The sequence below is a fragment of the Leyella stercorea DSM 18206 genome (assembly GCF_000235885.1).
GTDB lineage: Bacteria > Bacteroidota > Bacteroidia > Bacteroidales > Bacteroidaceae > Prevotella > Prevotella stercorea.
This window is the reverse complement of the sequence record NZ_JH379375.1, coordinates 35990-57600: the sequence shown is the minus strand read 5'-3', so window position 1 is coordinate 57600 and position 21611 is coordinate 35990. Positions and strand designations below refer to the sequence as shown.

Sequence of the window (21611 nt, the reverse complement as noted above, 5' to 3'; positions counted from 1 at the left end):
TCGCCCATTTAAGTGAAAATGTGTAATTTTGCAACGCAAAATTGTGCCTAAGCATTTGCATCAAAACAACAATAGTTCAATCGAGGCTGATATGAAAGTAGAGATTAACAAGAAACGTTTAGAATACCTGCTGGCATTATACAAGATGTCGGTGGATGACTTGTTGTCTCTTCTGAACAAAGGCAGGAAACGGATAACAGGAGCCGCAGACATCAGTGGAGATTCTATTGATTTGGGGGTGTTGAAGCGTATAGGTGAGATATTCGACAAAGAAGTCAGTTTCTTTCAAGACTATTCTAAGTTGTCAACCAATGCAAGCAGCAGTATCTTCTTCCGCAAGACCTCATTCGGAACAGAGCTGAACTTGGAGTCGATCCGTACTGTAAACCGATTCGAGAGTCTGAAAAACGCTTTGGATGCATACAACAAACTGTCGCAACTGGATGTGAAGTTTGACATAGAACACTACACCCTACAAGATGACCCTAAGACAGTAGCCGTACGTGCAAGAGATTTTTTTTATCCCGGGGAAACTGTCAATCATAGGCAGTTTCTTGTGAAGATGATAGAAAAAATCGCCGATCATGGCATTTTTGTCTTTGAATACATAGAGACATGGAACAAGAAAGAGAAAACCAACATTGACGGTTTTTACCTTAAGCCCAATGTGATAGTGCTTAAGCATCATAAGCATTACAAGCGAGAAATATTCACTCTGGCGCATGAATTGGGGCATTGTCTATTGGGGATTGAAGAAGTGGAGTCGGTGGACATGATGGACATCTCGGCACAGACTTCATACAGTGATGTCGAAAGATGGTGCAATGATTTTGCATATCAGTTCATTATGGGACAAGAAGCAGAAACACTTGCTAACATAGCATGTGTAGATTCCCGTAACGACTACTGCATTGACCTCTTCAAGGCTATCAGTGCACGGACGCACATTAGCCGTCTTGCCTTATATACAAGGATGTATATCGACAGGAAAATCAGCTATTCGAGCTACAGCAATGTCAAGAGTGAATTGGCAGAGGAATACAGAAGAAGAGAGGAACAGGAAAAGTTGAAAAACTCTGAGAAGAGAGGCGGGCGAACACCAAAGCCCATCATTTCTCCGCTATTCTTGAAAACCATGCAATATGCCTATTTCAATGGAGTGGTCAACGAGACCACTTTCTGTTCGAGACTCAATGTCAAACCAGCAAATTTTGAGAGGGAGTTATGGCGATAGTTGTTGATACATGCTCATTGGTGATGATTGCCAAGAATTATCTTCCCTTGGATAAGGACGGACAGTTGTACTCATTCCTGGAAGAGGCGTTCTCCCGCAAGGATTTGATGCTACTTGATGTGATTCTGGATGAATCAAAACGCACCTCCAAAGGAATTGCAGTTGAAAAGATGCCTTTCCTCAAAGACAAGAAATTGGTCATTCCGACAAAGGATCTATTTCCATGTGCCCCAGAGAGATTCAGCAACATGATAGACAACAATTTCTGTGTAAGACTGAAGAAGCAGGAACTGACTGAAGAAGAATACATAGAGCAAAAGGAAGAATACCTTAAAACAGGTGATGCTAAGATTATCATTTATGCACTGAATGTACGACACTCGGACGCTATCCATCTGGAAGAGATGCAAGTAATGACGGAGGAAACAAGGCAGCAGAATGACGGTAAGTTGTTCAAGAAACTTCCTTTGTTGTGTGAGCAGATAGGGATTGGAACACTAACCGTTTCAGAATATCTGCATAGAAACGGGTTCTTTATTGACAAATAGCATAGATATTAGTATCATCTTATGACATCTTTCACGAAATCATATTATATTCGTGAATAAAACACTTGTTTTTCAAGAATAGAAATTGTTGAGGATTAGATATTTAAGACATTATTGCAATGCGGAAGGGGTGATGTGAACGACAAAAGACAAGGCGTTCTATTAGAGTGGATGCTTGATAAGATTGAGAAGAATGGACGGGTCGATGGCTCGTCCTTTTTTTGTGTCTTTGAGTGTGAGGTGCAGGTGGGGACCAGTACTGCGACCACTGTTGCCTGTCAGCGCGATGATGATGCCGGGACGGACGTGGGTGCCTTTGGTGACGAGAGTTTGGGAGAGGTGGCAATAGCTGACGGTGAAGTCGCCGTGACGGAGGGTGACATAGAGGCCTGAACGTTTGTCCTTGCCTACCTTGATGACCTCGCCGTGCATCATGGCGTATGTGGGTTCGTAATTTGCCTTCAAATCAAGCCCGTTGTGTAGGGCTTTTCTTTTTGTAAATGGGTCTCTGCGGTAGCCGAAAGGGCTGGTGACAGAGATATGACGGAGTGGACTGACAAGTGCCGTGTGGCGGTCGGTCTGCTCCGTTTGGGTTTGTAATGGGGCAAAGGCAAGAGAGTCTCGCCGCTGATGCGGCGAGCACGGAGGCAGTTGTTCGGATGTTGCGGACTGCGTCGTTTTTGGCACAGCCTTGCGGTGTACCTTAGTCTGTGTGACGGTATTGAACTGAGCGCATACTGTTGCTGATGAACAGAATATTGCTGCTATTGTGATGAGTAGAAATCGTTTCATGGTGCAAAAGTAACAAGCAATTCTTTGACTGGCATAAAGAACAAAGGGAAGACAAGAAGATTGTAACATAATATAGCAATCGAGTTTGATTTTTGAGCAGAAATCAAACTCAAATAATAATAATCGTCAAAAATAACACGCATTATCTTATGCAATTCTGCTTGTCTCTGAATAGGTATATAACTTTGCATGAGTTTAATTTCAAATTCAAAGTTAAAGTATGAAGCAAGTACGATTTGAAGAGAGCGAGGTGCCTTATCAGACACTGGCTCGTTTTGGTCTCACACAAGAGAAGATTGAAGACCTGCCCATGTGGGCGTTGGAAGATATTGGTCAGGGACGACGTTCACCGTTGCTGCCCATTCAGGTGAATAATGATGAGGGCGAGACATTGAAGAGCCGCACCCGATTTGCGTTGGTCCGTATGGAGGACGGCAAGGTGGATGTGGTCTTCTATCCGCAGTTGGAGAAATCACCATTGGAGGCTTTTACTCAGGAACAGCAGGAGGACTTGCTGGCTGGAAAGGCTATCCTTGCCGATGTTAAGGATGCTGATGGCAGGAGCAGCAAGGCTTTCGTGCAGATTGACACGGAGACCAATCAGGTGATGTCGGTACCTACGCCTGTCATCGGGCGCAACTTGGAGGTGCTGAAGGATGAACTGAAACTGAGTTCGGCAGAACTGACCGTGATGCAGAAGGGTGAGCCGCTCACGCTCATCATGGAGGACGAACAGGTGACGGTGGGTATTGACCTGAACGATAAGACCGGCATAAGGATTAATCAAGGCGACAGTCAGAAGTGGAAGGAGAACACCAAGCGAGAGTGGGACAAATACACCTTCGGGTGCTATGGCTGTTGGGTAATGGGCGATGACGGTAATCTTGACTATGTGCCTGAAGAGGAATACACGGAAGAACTTTGGAATGAGCAGAAGAAGAATGGAGAGCGCAACCGCGCCTCTTTTTCCATGCACAAATAATCTACACATAATATAATAAGTATATGGCATCAAATAAATATTATCCAGAGGATGTGCTCGTCGAGAAGATACAGAGCGGCGAGTACGGTTGGTTGGAGTATGTCAACCATCATTCTGCTGAATGGCAGGAAGAATATGAGAGCTATTGTCTGAACAACGGACTCTGCATTTGTGAAGAGAGTGCGGAGCAGTTTGTCCATCACAAAGATGAGGAACTGGAGAAGGCAATAGAGAACGGTGAAGCATGATAAATGAAGAGTGAAGAATGAAGAGTGAAGAATAAGTATGGCGATAAGAAAGAATACGAATCCCCAACAGATGGACCTGCAACCAGAGATGCGTGACTTGCTCATGCGCAATGGTATGCAGGCTCATGTGGTGAGTAATGGCAGCGGCTATCAGCTTGTGGTGCAAGGGCATGACAGTCCGCTGCTTACCTATAACATCACCGAGAAGCAGATGTTGGCTCTGACCGACTGGGGTACGAATCATGCCAACAAGTTAGCCTACAATACCTTTACGGGCATTGTGGGCAACGACTTCTATATGCCCAAGAACTTCGTTCATGCACGCAATGCCAACGGTCGTGTAGCTATGGGGCTGCACGGCTATCGTGTTGGTATCGGCGAGTATGGACGGATGGGGCGCATCGATATGCCACCACCCTTTTTAGGTTGGACACCACGCAGTCAGGAGGGATTCCATCTTCGCAGAGTTGGAGGACGATTGTTCTTCCCCGAAGCCCCGATTGTGCCTGAACGTTGGGACGGCAGAATGAAGCCTGGCGAATTGCAGAGCGGCGGTTATGGGTTCTATTATAAGGGACAGCAACAGAGTTATAGCCCTCAGCAACAGGATGTGCTGAAAGATTTGGAGGGAATCATAATGCCTTCCATCAGCCGCACGAGAAGCACGGAGCCAGCCAAGCCTTATAAGGAACTGATTACCTCGCCTGTCTATTTCACCAATGAGAAGTGGCAGGAGTGTCTGGCATCGCATGGCATCATCATTGATGAGAATGCGAAGACGCTGACCATTCAGTCGAACAGCGTCAATGCCGACATGGTGTATGACCTGACAGATGAGGAACTGAAGAAACTCACCTCCAACTCCATCAAGGAAGTGCCCGTCGTTCAACGCTTGGAACTGCTGAATGGCATCATCAAGGACGACTTTGCTGACAAAATCCTGATGGACACACTGAATAGCAAGGAGCGCATCGACCTGCATCTGCATCCCGAACTTGAACAGGAGTTGCAGCAGCGTCAGCAACAAGACGAGGAACGGTTGCTTCCGTTGGAAGAGGACGAGACTGTCAGACGTGACGTGTTGCAAGGCGATGCCATGGTGAGAGGTGAAGACCTTGCCTTGATTAATGAGAACAAGGGTTGGTATCGTGAGGGAGCGCATGGGCGTGAAGTGAAAGTCGGTGACATCATGGTGGAGAAAGTGCCTCCGATGGAGGGAGATAAGAAAGGCGAAGATAAGTATCGCATGACCGCCATTATCAATGGAGAAGCCATCACGCACGAAATCAAGCAGAAGGACTACGACAAGTTCTTGGCGGTGGATGACTACCATCGCATGAAACTCTTCTCCAAGGTTTTCAGTGAAGTGGATATGAAGACACGCCCCGAAACCAACGCCGGACTGGGCACGAAGATATTGGCGGCTCTGACGGCAGGAGCAGTCGTTACAGCAGAGGTGGCGCATGACATAAGCCACCATCATCACCATCCAGCCCCGGAGTTCTATGCAGAGCATCATGGCGGTCCACGTCCTTACTTCAAACCGGGAGTGGATTCGCCACAGGAGATTGCGGCAAGGTACTTTGAGGCAGAAGCAAATCATGTTGCCACGGAGATAAGGAGAGGATATTAACAATGTATAATTTACAATTTATAATTTATAATGAGTAGTGAACTGACATACGATGACTTTCTGGACAGGTTGAGCATACAGGAAGTACTGGTGGACGCAGGGTATCATCTGAACAAGAGAGATGGCTTGCGTTATCCGTCGTATGTGCGTACTGACAGTGAGGGCAGACGGGTGCGTGGTGATAAGTTCATTGTCACGCAGAATGGGAAATGTTGCTTCCAACCACCGCAGCAGAAGGTGTATAATGTCATTTCGTTCATCAAGGAGCATCCAGAAATGTTTTCAGAGAACAAGGTGGGAATGTCTCCTGACCGACTCGTCAACCTCGTCTGCAACCGACTGCTCAACCAACCCATAGAGGACAGACCATCGAAGATTACAGAACCAAGAAAGGACGGAAAGCCATTCAACCTGAATGACTACGACATCCACAAGTTCAATCCGCAGGACAGGGAAACGCAGAAAAGGTTTTATCCCTATTTTAAGTTCCGAGGCATCGACCTCTATACGCAGTATGCTTTTCATCGGCATTTCTGTCTGGCTACTAAGCATCGGACGGATGGACTTACCTTTGCCAACCTTGCCTTTCCGCTTGTACTGCCCAAGACACCCGACAAGACTGTGGGCTTTGAGGAACGAGGACGACCGAAGATGGACGGTAGCGGCGGTTACAAGGGCAAGGCAGAAGGAAGCAACAGCAGTGAAGGACTGTGGATTGCCAACCTCACGGGCGAGCCGTTGGATAAAGCAAGCGAAATTGTATGGTTTGAGAGTGCCTACGATGCCATGGCAGAGTATCAGATAAATCCTGTAAAGATGGTGTATGTATCTACGGGCGGCACACCCACCGAGGGACAGATGCGAGGACTTCTGTCCGTTACTCCCAACGCACGGCACTATTTGGGTTTTGACAAGGACGATGCAGGGCGGCAGTTTGTTGCAAACTTCAGGAAGGTGGCAGCAGAGATGGGCTTCCGTCACGAGCATGTGCAAGCCTATCATCCATTGGGTTGCTACAAGGACTGGAACGATGCGCTGCTCAACAAGAAATCAGCAGAACTGATTGCCAAGGGCGAACCAGATACCTTCGACTATGCCGAGTTTATCGCAGCCGGCAAGGCAGAGAAACAAAGGGAAAAAGAAGAAAAGAACACATATCATAGAAGCGTATGAGACAAGAAGATAATAGCATCATCACCTTGTGCCCCAGCATCGGACAGTTTTTCATCAACGAACTGCCTCTGTTGCTGTTGTGCGTGGCAATGCTCCTAATCGGAGGATTGCCCGGTTGTGCATATAGTACCCTGTTGCTTGTCTTCAGCCTCCTGTTCTCCCTCTGTTTACTCTACCGATTCATCTATCTGAGGAGTATCCGCTACCATATCGGGAGCGAGCAACTCATCTGTGAGCACGGAGTGTTTCAGCGGAGCGTGAACTACATGGAGTTGTACCGAGTGGTGGACTTTGCCGAGCATCAGACATTGATACAACAGTTATGCGGACTGAAAAGCGTGACCGTGTTGTCGATGGATAGAACGACACCGAAACTGGAAATGACCGGCATCAGCAACAGCTATGACGTGGTGAGTGTGATACGAACAAGAGTAGAAACGAACAAACGAAGAAAGGGCGTATATGAGATTACGAATAGATAAGATTTGGTTCATTGTCGTGGCATTGGTACTGAGCGTGCCGTCAGCCCATGCACAGATTGTGACTGCCAACCCTTTGGAATGGATGGCATTAGCAGAGGGCAACGAAGCCATCAACGGTGAGATAGAGAAGGAAATCAAAGGTCAGACCAAGACTGCCCTGTTGCAGAATACCATCGCCGCAGAGTTCACCAAGATACACGAATGGGAGAAGAAGTACAACAGTTATCTGAAAACCGCCAGTGGTTATGCCTCTTCCCTCAAAGCCTGTACCTATCTGTACGACGATGGAGTGAAGATATTCATCACCTTGTGTAAGATGCGCAAGGCCATCAACAATAATCCGCAAGGCATCGTTGCCACCCTCTCGATGAACAACCTGTATATGGAGACCGCCACGGAATTGGTGTCCGTCTTCACACTGCTGAAAGATGCAGTCGCCAAAGGAGGCAAAGAGAACATGCTGACTGGTGCGGAAAGGAGCAAGACGCTGTGGGCACTGAACGACAAGCTGAGTGCCTTCAGCAAGAAGCTGCATCGTCTTTATCTGTCTATACGATATTACACCATGACCGATGTGTGGAACGGCGTGACGGCAGGGATGATAGACCGAAGCAATGGAGAGATAGCCACCCAAGCCCTTAGCAGATGGCGCAGAGCAGGACGTATGACCATCAGTGATTAACGATAAAGGAATCAGTCATGAAGTATTTCATATCAATTGCCATTTTTATGTTTATATCATCTTTTGCAGGAGTGCGGGCGCAGAACGACCCGACTCTTGCGGGGATGATTCTGATGTACACCAACAAGGCGGAGAAAGAACTGAAGAATCAGGAGAAAGTGATGCTGCTACAATCCACCGGCCATATCTGGACCAAGGAGGAAGTGGAAGCCACTACCGACCTGCAGCGGGAGTTCAACAACTATCTGGACTCCTTCCGTTCCATCGTCAGCTATGCCGCACAGATATATGGTTTCTATCACGAGATAGGTCAGTTGGTGGACAATATGGGTGGATTGGTGGCGCAGTTGGATGCCCATCCTGCCAACGGACTTGCCGTAGCCCTGTCAGCCAAGCGCAACAAGATATACCGCGAGCTGATTATGAACAGCATCGAGATAGTTAATGACATACGCACGGTATGCCTGTCGGGCAACAAGATGACCGAGAAGGAGCGTGTGGAGATAGTCTTCGGCATCCGACCCAAACTGAAGAAGATGAACAAGCAGTTGAAGCGACTGACGAGGGCGGTGAAATACACCACCATGGGCGATGTTTGGATGGAGATAGACGAAGGGGCAAGACCCACCAAAGCGAACAAAGCCGAGATAGCAGCGGCTGCCAAGAGGCGGTGGAAGCAGGTGGGCAAGAACGTAAACTGATGGAGCAGCGAGAGCAGAGCCGAACTTGTTCGAGCTATGCCGAGTCGTGACAGAAGAAGACGAAGTCAAACCGTGATTAAAAAACGATAAGATATGGGATTTTGGAGTTCATTATTGAAATATGGTGGCAAGGCGGCACGAGGTACTGGCCATGTCATCGGAGTAACTGGAAAGACCTTAGGCAGTGCGGCACTCCACCCGCAACGCACCCTTATGGGAGCCGGCAAGGCTATGCAGACGGCCGCAGTGGGTAGTGCCGCAGGCTATGTGACATGGGAGAAGTTGACCACAGACAAGAGCGTGGCACGCATCGTAGGTGATGCTGTCATCGGCGAGAATGCCACGGAAGCGGTGGCACAAACCGCCAACGATGTGCAACGTCTGACGGGCAAGGCTGGTGAAGCCGTTGATGCGGTGAACACTGTAGCCGGAAAGATGGACACCCAGTTCAGCGGCATCAGTGATTTCTTTAGGAATATGTTCGGAGGCGTAGGATGCGACATGATAGGCAATCTCTTTGGCAATATCGGCAAGGGCAACGTGTCGGGTATGAGCATCGTCGGACTGGTGGCTGCCGCCTTCATGGTATTCGGACGCTTTGGTTGGATGAGCAAGATTGCGGGTGCCCTGCTTGGAGCGATGATCATCGGGAACAATTCTAAGGTGGCGCAAACTCTGCCTAACAGAGGCGGTACGTCTTCACATGGGCAGAACATGAAAGAAGCAGAGACCCAAAGCAGAGGGATGAAACGATAACCAATATACAGTGATATGAGATATACAGAAGAAATGATACTGCGCTCATCGAGCGGCTACTGTATGCCGTTTGAGGAGCCTATAAAGCAGGACGTGCAGATGTCCTTGGGTTACGGAGAGCAGAAAAATCCCGTGACGGGAGAAACATTCTTCCATCACGGCATAGACTTCTCAGTGAACCATTACCTGCTGTCGGCGGTGGCAACGGGAACCGTCTCTGCCATTGGGTCGGACGCGGAGCATGGCATCTACCAGACCATCCGCTACGGCAAATACGAAGTGACTTACAGGCATCTCTCCAATGTCTTCGCCAACTTCTCCCAAAGCGTCAAGGCCGGTCAGACCATCGCCATCAGTGGCGACCTGCTGCACATGGAGGTGAGGTTTGACGGAGAGGAAATCAATCCGTTGGAGTTCCTCACCATGCTCTACGGCAATATCAAGGCATTGGAGCACAATTCCCAAATGGGCATCAATGAACTGGACATGAACATCCCTTCACCCTACGACACCGACCGTCAGGAGATAGAGGCATTGATGCTCCGCTTCCTTCCCTCCTACTTCGAGGACCTTCAACAAGGAGCATACTCTCTGCCCGAACATACGGAGCAGTCGTTGAGAAACATCTTCTCGTTGGGAGCGAGCAAGCATTATTTCTACGAGACCATGCCGAGCATGGCTAATCCCTTGGGCATCGGCAACCGCTGTATGCCTTTGGCGACTAAGGTGCAGAACCTGCTCATTGCCGACTTTCTCAACTATCTTGCCATGCGACATCAGGTATATCTCTCCACGATGGACGAGGTGTTAAAAAAAAACTCCAAGAGCAAGCCCTGACGCATGACGGCATCATCGACCCTCTTGCCGACTTGGACGTGGATATCCAGAGCTTCGACATTCCGAGGATAGTGAGCGTCTATCCCGACCGGGCTGGCGTGAGATGGTGGACAAAGGCATGGTTCAATGGTAAGGAAGAGGGGGAACCCTCCGTGGAGATTGAGGAACGTATGGCCGTGCAGTTCATCCACTGCCAAGTGGACAAGGACGCATGGTTGGAGGAACACTATCCTAAGCAGATGGAGATATATCACAATGCCATCGAGCAGACAAAGGAACAGATATTACAGCAGTATAATATATAAACAAGGTATATGGCAGTTAAGAACAGTCAGCGATTCGCAGAGATAGAGCGTCTGATGGGCGACTACTTCGGGTGTCACCTTGCCCCCGTGATGGGCAGGGTGCAACGGGACTTGTCCAACAGACAGGCAGACGAGATGCGAGCCTACTCCAACAGTACGGCTGGCATCCTACGCTCATTGGCCACTGCCAATATGCCTGGTGATGACCCATACGCCACGCTGAAGATTACAGGCAAGTGGAACAGCAAGACCACCGAAGACTATCTGGCGATGTGCAAGGAGGCTATTGTCGGCAACAAGGATATGCAGCGTGACCTTGCCGTGATGGCTGAGGAATGGCGCAAGGCGGTGGTGACGGAGATAGGACGAGAGCGGTACGATGCACTCTCTAAACAACTCGGTTGTGATTTGGCATACGCCTATATCGATCACCGCATGGAGCAGCTGATGATAGAAAAAATGGTGAAAGACCGTATGCCAACATCTTCTGCCGACTATATCATCCGCAAGGCGGCACAAAGCAGTCTGTTCGGTCTGCCCTACGAACTGAACAAGTCACCCCTTGCCGCAGAGATAGAAGCCAAAGGAGAGGCAGCCTATAAGCCCTCTCGAACAGAGAAGGCAGCGGGATGGGCAGCCGGAGCGGGTGCCGATGTCGTGGCCATGGGAGGGATTGGCTCATGGGCAACCTTCGCCAAGTTTGTCGGTATCGATATGGTGATGAATGTCGGCATGGAGCACCTAAGCAAGAAAGGTAGCAGCCAAGAGGTCTGTGTCGAGGAGTGTATCAGCAAGGGAGTTTTCGGTACGGGCACCAACGTCTTCGCCTCATTCCGCAAACAGGCAAAAGTCATCAAGAACCACGAGAACAGCTATATCAAGGCTACCAACAGCCATTTCAAGAACAAGATTCCCACGAGCAATATCACTTTTATGGATTGGACGAAACAAACCGAGCAGACCTCTTTTCCTTGGAACAAAGGTACGTTCCTTGACCCTCAGAGAAACGAAGCAACCAAACGTACAGGCAAGTACAAGGATGTGCCCTTGATAGTTGCGCCTGGACAGGAAGACGAGTATCTGGAGGTTAAGGCGAGACTGGATGCAGAGGCTGAGAAGGAGAAGAAGGCAGAACCGAAAGAAACTCCTGATTCATCGACTGAAGAGGCAACACCATCTGTAGTCCAGCAGGAGGAAACAGCCTTACAAACAAACGAAAATGGATGGGACGGGCTGTTGCAGAGTTTTGGACTGAACGGCTTTTCAGACATCGGCAAGAACCTTGGTTATGTGTTGGCGATGCTGCCCGATGTACTGGTGGGACTGTTCACTGGCAAGACAAAATCGCTGAATATGGACAATAGCCTCCTTCCTTTGGCCTCTATCGTGGCTGGAATGTTCGTGAAGAATCCTATACTGAAGATGCTGTTGATGGGTATGGGAGGTGCCAATCTGCTCAACAAAGCGGGACATGAGGTGCTGGGCAGGAAACAGCAGGAAGGCATTGCACCTACAGTTAGTCCTGCTGCATCTCGCATTCAGTACCGCCAATATCCTGATGAACCACTCAATCCTCGTATCAGCAACCCGATGCTGCAAGGGCGGTGTCTCGTTGCCAACATTGACCATGTGCCTTGTACCATTCAACTGCCTGACAGTGTGATTGGGGCGCATCAGTCGGGGGCATTGCCGCTGAATACATTGGCTAACGCCATACTTGCCAAGAACGACCAGATGCGACAGATGGCAGCAATGCAGTACGAAGAGCAGGCACGGGAGAGCGTGGTGCGACCGAGGGGAATACAGTGAAGCCCGACAACAAAATTGTCGGGAACGGTGGCTTGGTAAGCCAATTATAGAATGTGATTGAGATAAACAAAAAGATAAAAGCATGAAAGAGAAATCAGAATTTGAGAAGCGGACGGCGGAGAAGCAGGTGTCGCTGCTCACTGAGGCACTGACGAGTGCGGTGGATGCCAAGGGACATTGGTTGAATGCAAGCGGCAAACTCTATCCGAAGCTCTATCCCAAGGGCTTTTCGGTCAGTCCGTTCAATGCCCTTGTCCTTGCCCTTGACTCCGATGCCAAGGGTTGCAAGAGCAATCTGTTTACGCAGTTCTCCGAAGCGAAGGCACGGGGTGAGAGCGTGAGGGAGCATGAGAAAGGTGTGCCGTTCCTGTATTACAATTGGAATAAGTACGTCAACCGCAACAATCCCGACGATGTCATCACCAAGGAGGCATACGCAGAACTGTCGGAACAGGACAAACAGCAGTACAAGGGAGTGAAAAACCGTGAGATCCGTGTGCTGTTCAATATCGACCAGACGCTACTGCCTATGGCTAACGAAACAGCCTACACTACGGCATTGAAGAAGGATGGCACGGTGGAGGATAGAGGTTATGGCGACAAGGAGGACAAGCAGCTGCATGGGTGCGTCAACGGATTCCTTCAGAAGATGAAGGACAACCTCGTGAATGTACGTCAGGACGGCACGGGTGTGGCGCACTACGACACCGAGAAGGATGTCATCTACCTGCCACGGCAGCGTGACTTCGAGCACTACAATGACTATGTACAGGAGATGATGCGTCAGTTGGTGTCTGCCACCGGTCATCAGCAGCGGTTGGCACGTGAGGGCATGGTCATGAAGAACGGCAAAGCCCCGTCGGAGGATGCCGTGAAGAAGGAACGACTCATCACTGAGATAGCTTCGGGCGTGAAGATGCTCGAACTGGGACTGCCTGCCCGTCTGTCAAAGGACAGCCTTAGCATGGTGGACTATTGGACGAGGGAACTGAAGGAAGACCCTTGTCTGATTGATGCCATCGAGAGTGAGGTGAACGGTGCGCTGAAGGTGTTGAAGAAAGCCGAACTGGGTGAAAAGGTGGAGTATGCCACCGACCAGCATCAGCGAGAGACGGCGCAGATACAGGTGCAGTTGCCCAACCACTACTTCGTAGCAGACGAAATCAAGCAGCATCCCAACGAGGAGCAGCGTACTGTGGTCATCGTGCGTGATGATGCCAGCAAGACCGCCGATGTGGTGCTGCCACAGGGTGCATCGTTGGAGGTGAACAACGAGATCAAGGGCATGAACAAGCAACGCTTCACCAATGCCTTGCAGAAAGAGGGTTATGACAACGTGCGTTTCTACAATCCCGACGGAGCCTTGGGCTTCCGTCCCGACGACAGTTATTTCGCCGACAAGAAAATCACGGTATCAAGACTGAGCAACTGGTCTATCGAAGACCTATCCTCGTTGGATGCTTCTGAGGCCGTAACCCACAGCCGTGACATCGGTTTCGACAATGTGCAGTTGGTAAAGGATGACAAGGAGCGGTGGGCATTGTACATCAAGCCCGAAGGTAAGGAGGGCTTTGCCGTCTATCCCGACAAAGGAGACCTCAATCATTTCTTCACCACCTTGAAGCAGTCGATGGACAACATCGAGCGTGTGCGTGAGGAACTGGCACAGAAGTATTATGCTATGGCAGAGGCGAAACCCGACCTGAAGGTGGACATCTTCGGAGGTAATGAGCAGGAGGTTGATTTGAACCGCATCCAGCGTGTGGCAGTATTCCGTGCCAAATCGGGCGAATGCCTGTGTGCAGCCACTATTGACGGCAAGAAGTTGCAGCCGAGAAGTGTCAGTCCGTCACAATGGCAACGATTGTGGGTGGCTCCTGACAGGGATTCCTACAAGCAGAACCTTGCCGCCTCGCTGTTTGCTGATGTATTGCAGAAAGACAACAATGTCGAGCAAAGTACACAAGAGAAGCAGGAAGAAGCGACGGAGGTGAAGCAAGCGGAGACGGCAATTGTCGATAAGCATGATGAACAGAAGGAAGTGGTACTTAAGGAAGATAAAAGCTCTGAACAAAGGGAAGAGAAGAAACAAGAGGAAAAGAAAGAAGAAAAGAAGGATGAAAAGGCTGTCAAGGCTGCTGTCTCTCCCCTTGTCCAACAATATCTTGACTTGAAGAAGAAGCATCCTGATGCCATTCTTTTGTTTCGCTGCGGTGACTTCTATGAGACCTACAAGGATGATGCGGTGAAGGCATCCAAAATATTGGGTATTACGCTGACAAAGAGCAATGGGCGCAAGGATGATGAAGGCAAGCCGTTGGCAATGGCAGGATTCCCATATCATGCCCTCGACACCTATCTGCCGAAGCTCATTCGTGCTGGTGAACGGGTGGCCATCTGTGACCAGTTGGAAATGCCGAAGCAGACAACATCATCGAAGCGTGGAATTACGGAGATGGTGTCACCTGGAAAAGAGACAGGAAAGCAGATGGCACAGGAAAGTCAAGAAACAGAACAACACACCAGTCTAAGGAGATAGGCTTATGGGAAAGAACGCAGCGTATGCCGCACAATATGCGGAGGAAGCCAAAGAACAGATGCGGATGTATGGGATTCCTGCCTCCGTCATCTTGGCGCAAGCCATACTGGAGAGCAGCAACGGACAGAGCCAACTGTCGCGCGAATGCAACAACCACTTTGGCATCAAGGCTACGGCATCGTGGTTGAAGAATGGCGGAGAGTATGGAGTCTATACGGATGATAGGCCCAACGAGAAATTCTGTAAGTACAAAAGCGTGGGTGACAGTTATGAGCATCACTCGCAGTTCCTGAAGCAGAACAAGCGTTATGCGCAGTGCTTCACGCTGTCGCCTGACGACTACAAGGGTTGGACGAAGGGCATTGAGCGTGCCGGCTATGCCACGGGCGGCGGTTATGCTGCAAGTCTGCAGCGCATCATTGAAGCCAACGGACTGGACAAGTATGACAGTGAGGTGATGGCTGAGATGCGGGCAGAAGGTCGGTCGTTCGGGGTGGAGAATAATCCTCGTAGAGAAATGCCTGCTGCCCATGTACCGCAGTCTGCCGGGTATTCCTTTCCTGTGGAGCGAGAGGAGTTTCTCTTCATCACCTCGCCTTTCGGCAATCGCCAGGATCCGATGGATGCCACCAAGCAGCAGATGCACAAGGGCATTGACATCAAGACGAACCATGAGGCGGTGTTGGCCACGGAGAACGGCGGCAAGGTGGTGGCGGTGAACCATAATGCGAACACGGCAGGAGGGAAATCCGTCACCGTGGAATACAGCCGTGAGGATGGCAGCAAGGTGCAATGCTCCTACCTGCATCTGTCTGACATAGCAGTAAAGGTAGGTGACGTGGTTAATGCCAGTCAGAAGTTGGGGGTGTCGGGAAATACCGGCACCAGAACCACTGGCGAGCATCTGCATTTCGGAGTGAAGAGTGTATCGGCTGACGGCTCAAAAAGGGATATGGATCCAGCCGCTTATCTGGCAGAAATCGGACAGAAAGGCAACATCAAGCTACAGGCCCTGCATAACGGCAATGACCTGTTGGCAAAATACAAGAGCAATGCGCCACAGGAGCAGAAGGTTTCGTCGGAGGACTGGATGAAGAAAATCCTTTCCTCGGAGGACAGCGGCGTGGGCATTTCGGGAACGAATGACCCTATACTCGACATGGCGATGACCACCTTCATGTCGCTGATGATGTTGGCAGCGCAGATTGACAGCAATGATGAGGAACGACAAAAAGGACTTATCTCTGCCATGGCAGCCAACCGGCTCGTAGATTTGACCTCGCTTGTTCCAGGCATGAGGCAATGCACCATTACTGTGGGTGAGAACGGCAAGACTGTGCTTCATGCAGAGAGCGGTACGGTGAAGATTGACCGTGAACTGACCTCCTCGGAGATGAACCGCCTGTCGCTCATTTTGGGCAATGCCAATCTGTCGGAAGAAAGCAAACGGACGAAGATTGCGGGAATGGTGACAGGCATCGTGGCGACACAGCAGGCTTCGCAGAACTTCGAGCAAGGGATGGAGGCTGAGAGTCAACAACAAAATCTGCAAAGGAAATGAAAAGGATAGCAAGTCATCTGTGTACATTGCTGGTGGGTATGGTAGCTGTGGCAGGACACTTCATGCTTACCCAATGGCTTTTCGGTCAGACCGTGGCCATCATCTATCTCGGCTTCCAACTTATCATAGCAGCGTGGATAGTCTATGAACTGATACATGCGCTAGTATATGATGATTGAAAAGAGATTATTGTCATTGCTAAGACATTTCACTTGGACGATGGATATGTATAATTCAAATAGTATCGAGCAATGATCAAATGTAATGTAACAGTGTGCGGAACGGTCAGCAAGGCTGCGACCTGCCGCACGAACAAGGAGGGCAAGGCATTCGTGAGCTTTGCCATGAACGTAGTCATTCCAGCGAAGAGCGGGATTAACAAGACCATCGAGGTGTCGGTCATCAAAGATGGGACACTGACGGAGGTGGGCAGCTGCAACATCGGCGAACGCATTGAGGTAGCCGGTGTATTGGTACCAAGAAAATGGGGCGATGTCCTTTATTTCAACCTGTCGGCAAGCAGCATCAGCCACCAGCCTGACGAGGCAGAGGACTGCATCAAGGGCGTGATGGAGTTCCGCGGCAAGGTGGGCAAGAGCATTGAGGACAAGACGGACAAGAATGGTGTGCCGTACTGCCAGTTCTCCGCTTTCAGCGCAGAGAAAGTACAGGACGGATTTGAATACATCTGGGTAAGTTTCTTCCTATTCGATGGCAAATGCGAGGCATGGCTGCAACCAGGCGTGAAAGCGAACATCAAAGGGGCATTGTCTGTCAGTGTCTTCAATGACAAACTGGACTTCTCCTGCCGAGTGTCTGAAATGAGCGAATATGTTCCGCAGCCCTATAATGGTTAATTGACTATGGGAAAGCCTTATGCTAAGGAAGGTCCGAGTGCCGAAGACAAGGCACTCGACCTGTTTGCCGATATGATGATTGAGCGTATTCAGTCGCTGTCGGGCAAAGACGGATGGAAAAAGCCCTGGTTTACTGAAGGTGCGTTGCAATGGCCGAAAAACCTGAACGGACGAGAATATAATGGCATGAACGCTATGATGTTGCTCCTGCATTGCGAGAAGGAGGGTTACAAGATTCCTCGCTTCTGTACCTTCGACCGCATACAGCAGTTTAACAAAACTGGCAAGAAAGACGAGGAACAGAAGCCCCGTGTGTCAGTACTGAAAGGTGAGCATTCTTTCCCCGTGATGCTCACCACGTTTACGGTGGTCAATAAGGAAACAAAGGAACACATCAAGTGGGAGGACTACAAACTGCTCTCTCAGGAAGAGCGCGAAAAGTACAATGTATATCCAAAGCTTCAGACTTACCATGTCTTCAATGTGGCGCAGACCAACCTGAAGGAGGTCAGACCAGAGTTTTGGGAGAAACTGGAACAGGAATACTCGATGCCCAAGGTAGAGAAGGACGAGCAGTTTGCCTTTGAACCCGTGGATAGGATGATAGCGGACAACCGTTGGATATGTCCCATCAAACCGATGTTCGGTGATTCCGCCTATTTCTCCATCAGCAAGAATGAGATTGTGATGCCTGAGAAAAGGCAGTTCAAGGATGGGGAGTCTTTCTACTCGAACCTTTTCCACGAGATGGGACACTCCACGGGTGCGGAGGGACAGTTAGACCGCATCAAGCCCGCTACCTTCGGCTCGGCAGAGTATGCACGCGAGGAACTGGTGGCAGAACTGACGGCTGCGCTGACCGCTCAGCGGTATGGCATGACAAAGCATCTGAAAGGAGATTCGGCTGCCTATTTGAAGTCTTGGCTGGATTCGCTGAAGGAGTCGCCGCAGTTCATCAAGACCACGCTACTCGATGTGAAAAAAGCTACCTCAATGCTCACGCAGCATATCGACAAGATTGCTATGGAGATAGACCAGGAGAAAAAGGCTGAGCAGGAAAACGGGCAAGGGAAAAGTTATCTATCCATAGATGACGGCGACCATGCAGTCTTGGCATATAATGGTTCTGCTGTATATATCCAGCATCATGAGAAGGAGGACTCTGTAAAGATTGCTGTGCCGACGAGTAACGGTCTGGAAGTGAAACTCTCTGTTCCTTACGACCACGGCAAAGACCTTGACACCAATTATCAGGAGGCTTTTGCCCAGTACAAAAGCCTGACAGAGCCTTCACAATCGAAAGAAAACGTCTATTATGCCTCCATCGCCTATCTCCAATCAACGGATGACACATCGGAACTGGATAAGCTAAAGGAGAAAGGTGACTATCAAGGACTGCTGACGCTTGCCAAGGAATACTATGACGGGAACGGCATGGACGAGGAGCAGACCTACAGGAAGCCGTGCCAGAACAGAGGCGATGACCTGCTAATAGAGGACAAGGACTTTGCAGTGGTCTATAACGGGAGTGTCGGCGGTACGTATGAGGTGTTCCTGAAGCATACGGAGCAAGAAGTGCGTGACCATATCACTCGCTATGGCATAGGACGTGCCAGTGAGGACGTGAAGGCTGTGGCGAGGGAGATGACCGCCGAAGAGTTTTCGGAATTGGCGCAGCGAAAAATGCCGATATTCCAAATGCCGAATGGTGGTTTGCTGAACCTGCAATATAACAAGGATAAGGATAGCCTGGATGTGGGGACTGTGACCAATGCAGGACTCTCTGTGAAGCATACCTTCCCTTTCAGCCACAACCATTCTATGGACGCAAACATCAGCTCTGCGTATGAGCAACTGCTTGACATGGAGGAGTACCAGAAGGAAGAGGTACAAGAGGAGCACGTTGCCAAGTCCGCTTTCCGAAGATGAGAGTAGTATCGTAGTATATACTAATCGTAGGCTTTACTACTCATAGTAGGTACTAACAATAGTCAGCCGCAAGGAGTAATGTCCCTGCGGCTGATTTAATTTGGGGTCATTCCATATTATGAAGGAATGCTTGTAAATCCTCGTCTGGAATGCTCTTCAGTTTCACCGGCTTGAAGCCGTCCAACTGCTCCACTTGAAATATCTCGTCCACTCCATATTTGGAGCCATCCACCTTTACGCTCTCCATTTCATTGACGGAGGTATAGCCATACTCCGTTTCATGCAGACCGCATACGATGGTGAACAACGTGGTGTCGTTACCTTCCGGCTGTCCTTCAAGTACGAACCAACGGACGTGTCCGATGAAGAATATTGCCACACAAACGGCATCCTTGCCTTTGCCGTCCTGTGAATACAGAGGATAGGATTTCAGTATCTCCTCCAATACGGGTGTAATCAATCTGCTTGCCATAGTCAATCGTTGTTAAGTGTTCTGTAATACATTCTGTTCTCTACAAGGTGTTCGATGGCCTCTGCTGCCAATCGGCACACCCACTCGTCACGCTGGTCATAACGACCTTTTTGATAGTCGTTGGCAAGGCGTTCCAAGAAGGCAAACACCACCTTGCCCTTTTCGTTGATAAGATAGCGATGGTCATCTGCAAGGGCATTGCCTACCTTGGCGGCTGACCCCATCTGACCGTTTACGAACCGTGAGAAGCACTCGACAAATGCCTGCTCGTTTTCTGATAATCTGTGTAATTCCATACGCAAAGAAATTATTTGTTCAACTTGTTTTTCTTCCCTCCTTTTGAAGCCTTTCGGCTCCTCTTGTCGGGAACTGATTTTTCGTGCATCAAAAGACTGCGGAATGAGGGCGATAAGGCAAGAAAACAGACGGAGGAGTTAATGAAATACCCAAATCTTTGATTTGCGGAAAGCTGTCGTTCAGTCCTCTGCCTGTTAGCATGGCGGTACTTGACCATTCGCCCGGGCAGTAACTTTGCAAAGAAAAATGGGCATCGGCAAGTGGAATAGACACTACAAAACAGGAAAATCATTGATTTTTAGTGCATTTTTCTTTATTTCTTTCTTTGATTTAGGATAAAATATATAACTTTGCCTCCGAAAAAGTGTCACAAGTGACAGTTTTTCGTAAAATATGATAGTAAACAGATATAGATACATAGAACAGTTGAGCCGTTCAAAGAACAACGGGCTCATAAAGATAATCACAGGATTGCGACGTTCAGGCAAGTCGTTCCTTCTGAAGAAACTCTTTCATCAGCATCTATTGGATGAGGGCGTGAGAGAAGACCATATTCTCGTCATCGACATGGAGAGTAGGAAGAACAGAGAGTTCAAGAACCCGGACTACCTGTTGGACTGGGTGGAAAAGATGATGATTGACTATGAGACTTATTATATCATCATCGACGAGGTGCAGGAGGTGGAAGACTTTGTAGAGGTGCTCTCTTCCTTGTCAGTTACCGAAGGGGCGGATGTGTATGTCACAGGCTCCAACTCGCGTTTCCTGTCCTCTGACCTGGTGACGGAATTCCGAGGCAGAGGTGACGAGATACATGTGTGGCCACTATCCTTCAAGGAGTTCATGACGGTGTATGATGGTTCGAAAGAAGACGGTTGGGCTGAATACAGACTGTACGGAGGTTTGCCGCAACTACTTACACAGGTTGGGGATGAGAAGAAGGCTGATTTCCTGCGTCGCCTTTATCGCACGGTATATCTACGTGACATCTACGAGCGGAACAACATAGAACTGAGACCTGAATTTGAAGAATTGTCGAAGACCGTAGCATCCAGTATAGGAGCACCTGTCAATGCACTGAATATAGCCAATACGTTCAAGTCCGTAAGCAATGTGCAGAGCATAACCGACAAGACAGTGTCGGCTTATCTGGAATATATGCAGGATGCTTTCCTTATCGAAAAATCCGAAAGGTTCGACATCAAAGGACGGAAATACATAGGTTCGTTGTCCAAGTATTATTACCAGGACGTAGGTCTGAGGAATGCTATTCTGTCGTTCCGTCAGAGCGAGCCGACACATATCATGGAGAACGTCATCTACAATGAGATGCGTATGCGAGGATGGCTCGTGGATGTGGGTAACGTCTATCATCGAGTGAGGAATACGGAAGGAAAGCAGCAGAGGGTGACATTGGAAGTGGATTTTGTCTGCAACAAAGGGAGCGAGCGGATCTACATCCAGTCGGCGTGGCGTATGCCCGATGCAGAAAAGATGGAACAGGAGAAACGGTCGTTGCGTCTTGTAGATGACTCTTTCCGCAAACTGCTGATCGTGGGAGAACATACCAAGCAGTGGAGCGACGAAAACGGCATACAGATAATGAGTATATATGACTTCCTGCTTGACTGGTCAAGTACTGAGAAACACGGATAAAAAAAAGATATGCGCATAGAATATGCGTTAATACATATATGATTAAGGGAGGGCCTATCCATCACGGACAAGCCCTCCCTTTCTAAAATTTATCAATGAAAAAAAAGTTTTAGTGCTC

Annotated in this window: 22 protein-coding genes; 19 read left to right on the top strand and 3 right to left on the bottom strand. The window is 49.2% G+C overall.

All coding sequences use genetic code 11. From position 1 onward, the window contains the following. Positions 1-91 precede the first annotated feature (91 nt). Together HMPREF0673_RS02170 and HMPREF0673_RS02165 are read left to right on the top strand one after the other, a co-directional pair. A complete protein-coding gene (locus tag HMPREF0673_RS02170) occupies positions 92-1234 on the top strand; it encodes an ImmA/IrrE family metallo-endopeptidase (protein WP_007897423.1) in 1143 nt (380 codons plus the stop codon). Beyond that, positions 1225-1782, top strand: a complete 558-nt coding sequence (locus tag HMPREF0673_RS02165) for a DUF4411 family protein (protein WP_005816230.1) — start codon at positions 1225-1227, stop codon at positions 1780-1782. The genes HMPREF0673_RS02170 and HMPREF0673_RS02165 overlap by 10 nt, the downstream gene beginning before the upstream one ends. A 162-nt stretch (positions 1783-1944) precedes the next feature. Here the strand turns inward: HMPREF0673_RS02165 and HMPREF0673_RS02160 are convergent, their stop codons facing one another. Further along, positions 1945-2574, bottom strand: a complete 630-nt coding sequence (locus HMPREF0673_RS02160) for a M23 family metallopeptidase (RefSeq protein ID WP_007837448.1) — start codon at positions 2572-2574, stop codon at positions 1945-1947. A gap of 220 nt (positions 2575-2794) precedes the next feature. Here HMPREF0673_RS02160 and HMPREF0673_RS02155 point away from each other — a divergent pair, with 220 nt between their 5' ends. From HMPREF0673_RS02155 to HMPREF0673_RS02080, 16 genes are all read left to right on the top strand, one after another. Further along, entirely contained in the window at positions 2795-3556 is a 762-nt protein-coding gene (locus tag HMPREF0673_RS02155; RefSeq protein WP_005816235.1) for a DUF4099 domain-containing protein, read from the top strand. Positions 3557-3579: 23 nt separating this feature from the next. Beyond that, positions 3580-3804 carry a hypothetical protein gene (locus HMPREF0673_RS02150; RefSeq protein ID WP_005816237.1) on the top strand — a complete coding sequence of 75 codons (225 nt, stop codon included), beginning with the start codon at positions 3580-3582 and terminating at the stop codon, positions 3802-3804. Between the two features lie 37 nt (positions 3805-3841). Continuing rightward, positions 3842-5437 carry a hypothetical protein gene (locus HMPREF0673_RS02145; RefSeq protein WP_005816239.1) on the top strand — a complete coding sequence of 532 codons (1596 nt, stop codon included), beginning with the start codon at positions 3842-3844 and terminating at the stop codon, positions 5435-5437. A 30-nt stretch (positions 5438-5467) separates the two neighbouring features. After that, the gene (locus HMPREF0673_RS02140) at positions 5468-6610 is read left to right on the top strand and encodes a toprim domain-containing protein (protein WP_005816242.1); all 1143 of its coding nucleotides are present in this window, start codon (positions 5468-5470) and stop codon (positions 6608-6610) included. Further along, positions 6607-7092: a PH domain-containing protein gene (locus HMPREF0673_RS02135; RefSeq protein ID WP_005816244.1), complete on the top strand. Its 486-nt coding sequence runs from the start codon at positions 6607-6609 to the stop codon at positions 7090-7092. Before HMPREF0673_RS02140 ends, HMPREF0673_RS02135 begins: the two co-directional genes overlap by 4 nt. Next, positions 7073-7774, top strand: a complete 702-nt coding sequence (locus HMPREF0673_RS02130) for a hypothetical protein (RefSeq protein WP_005816246.1) — start codon at positions 7073-7075, stop codon at positions 7772-7774. The genes HMPREF0673_RS02135 and HMPREF0673_RS02130 overlap by 20 nt, the downstream gene beginning before the upstream one ends. A gap of 17 nt (positions 7775-7791) precedes the next feature. After that, positions 7792-8475 carry a hypothetical protein gene (locus HMPREF0673_RS02125; RefSeq protein ID WP_005816248.1) on the top strand — a complete coding sequence of 228 codons (684 nt, stop codon included), beginning with the start codon at positions 7792-7794 and terminating at the stop codon, positions 8473-8475. Between the two features lie 93 nt (positions 8476-8568). Then, positions 8569-9231 (top strand): hypothetical protein, encoded by a 663-nt coding sequence (locus HMPREF0673_RS02120; RefSeq protein WP_005816251.1) that lies wholly within the window; start codon positions 8569-8571, stop codon positions 9229-9231. 15 nt (positions 9232-9246) lie between these two features. Beyond that, positions 9247-10068 (top strand): M23 family metallopeptidase, encoded by an 822-nt coding sequence (locus tag HMPREF0673_RS02115; RefSeq protein WP_005816253.1) that lies wholly within the window; start codon positions 9247-9249, stop codon positions 10066-10068. A 32-nt stretch (positions 10069-10100) separates the two neighbouring features. Next, a complete protein-coding gene (locus HMPREF0673_RS02110; RefSeq protein ID WP_007897422.1) occupies positions 10101-10373 on the top strand; it encodes a hypothetical protein in 273 nt (90 codons plus the stop codon). Between the two features lie 9 nt (positions 10374-10382). Then, positions 10383-12182, top strand: coding sequence for a hypothetical protein (locus tag HMPREF0673_RS02105; RefSeq protein ID WP_005816255.1), 1800 nt, complete (start codon positions 10383-10385; stop codon positions 12180-12182). Positions 12183-12264: 82 nt separating this feature from the next. Beyond that, a complete protein-coding gene (locus HMPREF0673_RS02100) occupies positions 12265-14721 on the top strand; it encodes a MutS N-terminal domain-containing protein (protein ID WP_007897421.1) in 2457 nt (818 codons plus the stop codon). Positions 14722-14725: 4 nt separating this feature from the next. Beyond that, entirely contained in the window at positions 14726-16282 is a 1557-nt protein-coding gene (locus tag HMPREF0673_RS02095) for a glucosaminidase domain-containing protein (RefSeq protein WP_005816260.1), read from the top strand. Continuing rightward, on the top strand, positions 16279-16461 hold the full coding sequence (locus HMPREF0673_RS02090; protein ID WP_007897420.1) for a hypothetical protein: 183 nt from the start codon (positions 16279-16281) through the stop codon (positions 16459-16461). Before HMPREF0673_RS02095 ends, HMPREF0673_RS02090 begins: the two co-directional genes overlap by 4 nt. Before the next feature lie 72 nt (positions 16462-16533). Then, positions 16534-17139, top strand: a complete 606-nt coding sequence (locus tag HMPREF0673_RS02085) for a hypothetical protein (RefSeq protein WP_005816265.1) — start codon at positions 16534-16536, stop codon at positions 17137-17139. 6 nt (positions 17140-17145) lie between these two features. Continuing rightward, positions 17146-19068 (top strand): zincin-like metallopeptidase domain-containing protein, encoded by a 1923-nt coding sequence (locus tag HMPREF0673_RS02080; protein WP_005816267.1) that lies wholly within the window; start codon positions 17146-17148, stop codon positions 19066-19068. Positions 19069-19174: 106 nt separating this feature from the next. On the opposite strand, the gene HMPREF0673_RS02075 is transcribed toward HMPREF0673_RS02080, so the two are convergent. Both HMPREF0673_RS02075 and HMPREF0673_RS02070 read right to left on the bottom strand, forming a co-directional pair. Further along, positions 19175-19540 carry a DUF2958 domain-containing protein gene (locus HMPREF0673_RS02075; protein ID WP_005816269.1) on the bottom strand — a complete coding sequence of 122 codons (366 nt, stop codon included), beginning with the start codon at positions 19538-19540 and terminating at the stop codon, positions 19175-19177. 2 nt (positions 19541-19542) lie between these two features. Further along, complete coding sequence (locus tag HMPREF0673_RS02070; protein ID WP_005816271.1) at positions 19543-19836, bottom strand: hypothetical protein; 294 nt, start codon at positions 19834-19836, stop codon at positions 19543-19545. Positions 19837-20230: 394 nt separating this feature from the next. Between HMPREF0673_RS02070 and HMPREF0673_RS02065 the strand changes: the two genes are divergently transcribed. Continuing rightward, positions 20231-21493 (top strand): ATP-binding protein, encoded by a 1263-nt coding sequence (locus HMPREF0673_RS02065; protein WP_005816273.1) that lies wholly within the window; start codon positions 20231-20233, stop codon positions 21491-21493. The last annotated feature ends 118 nt before the right edge of the window (positions 21494-21611 follow it).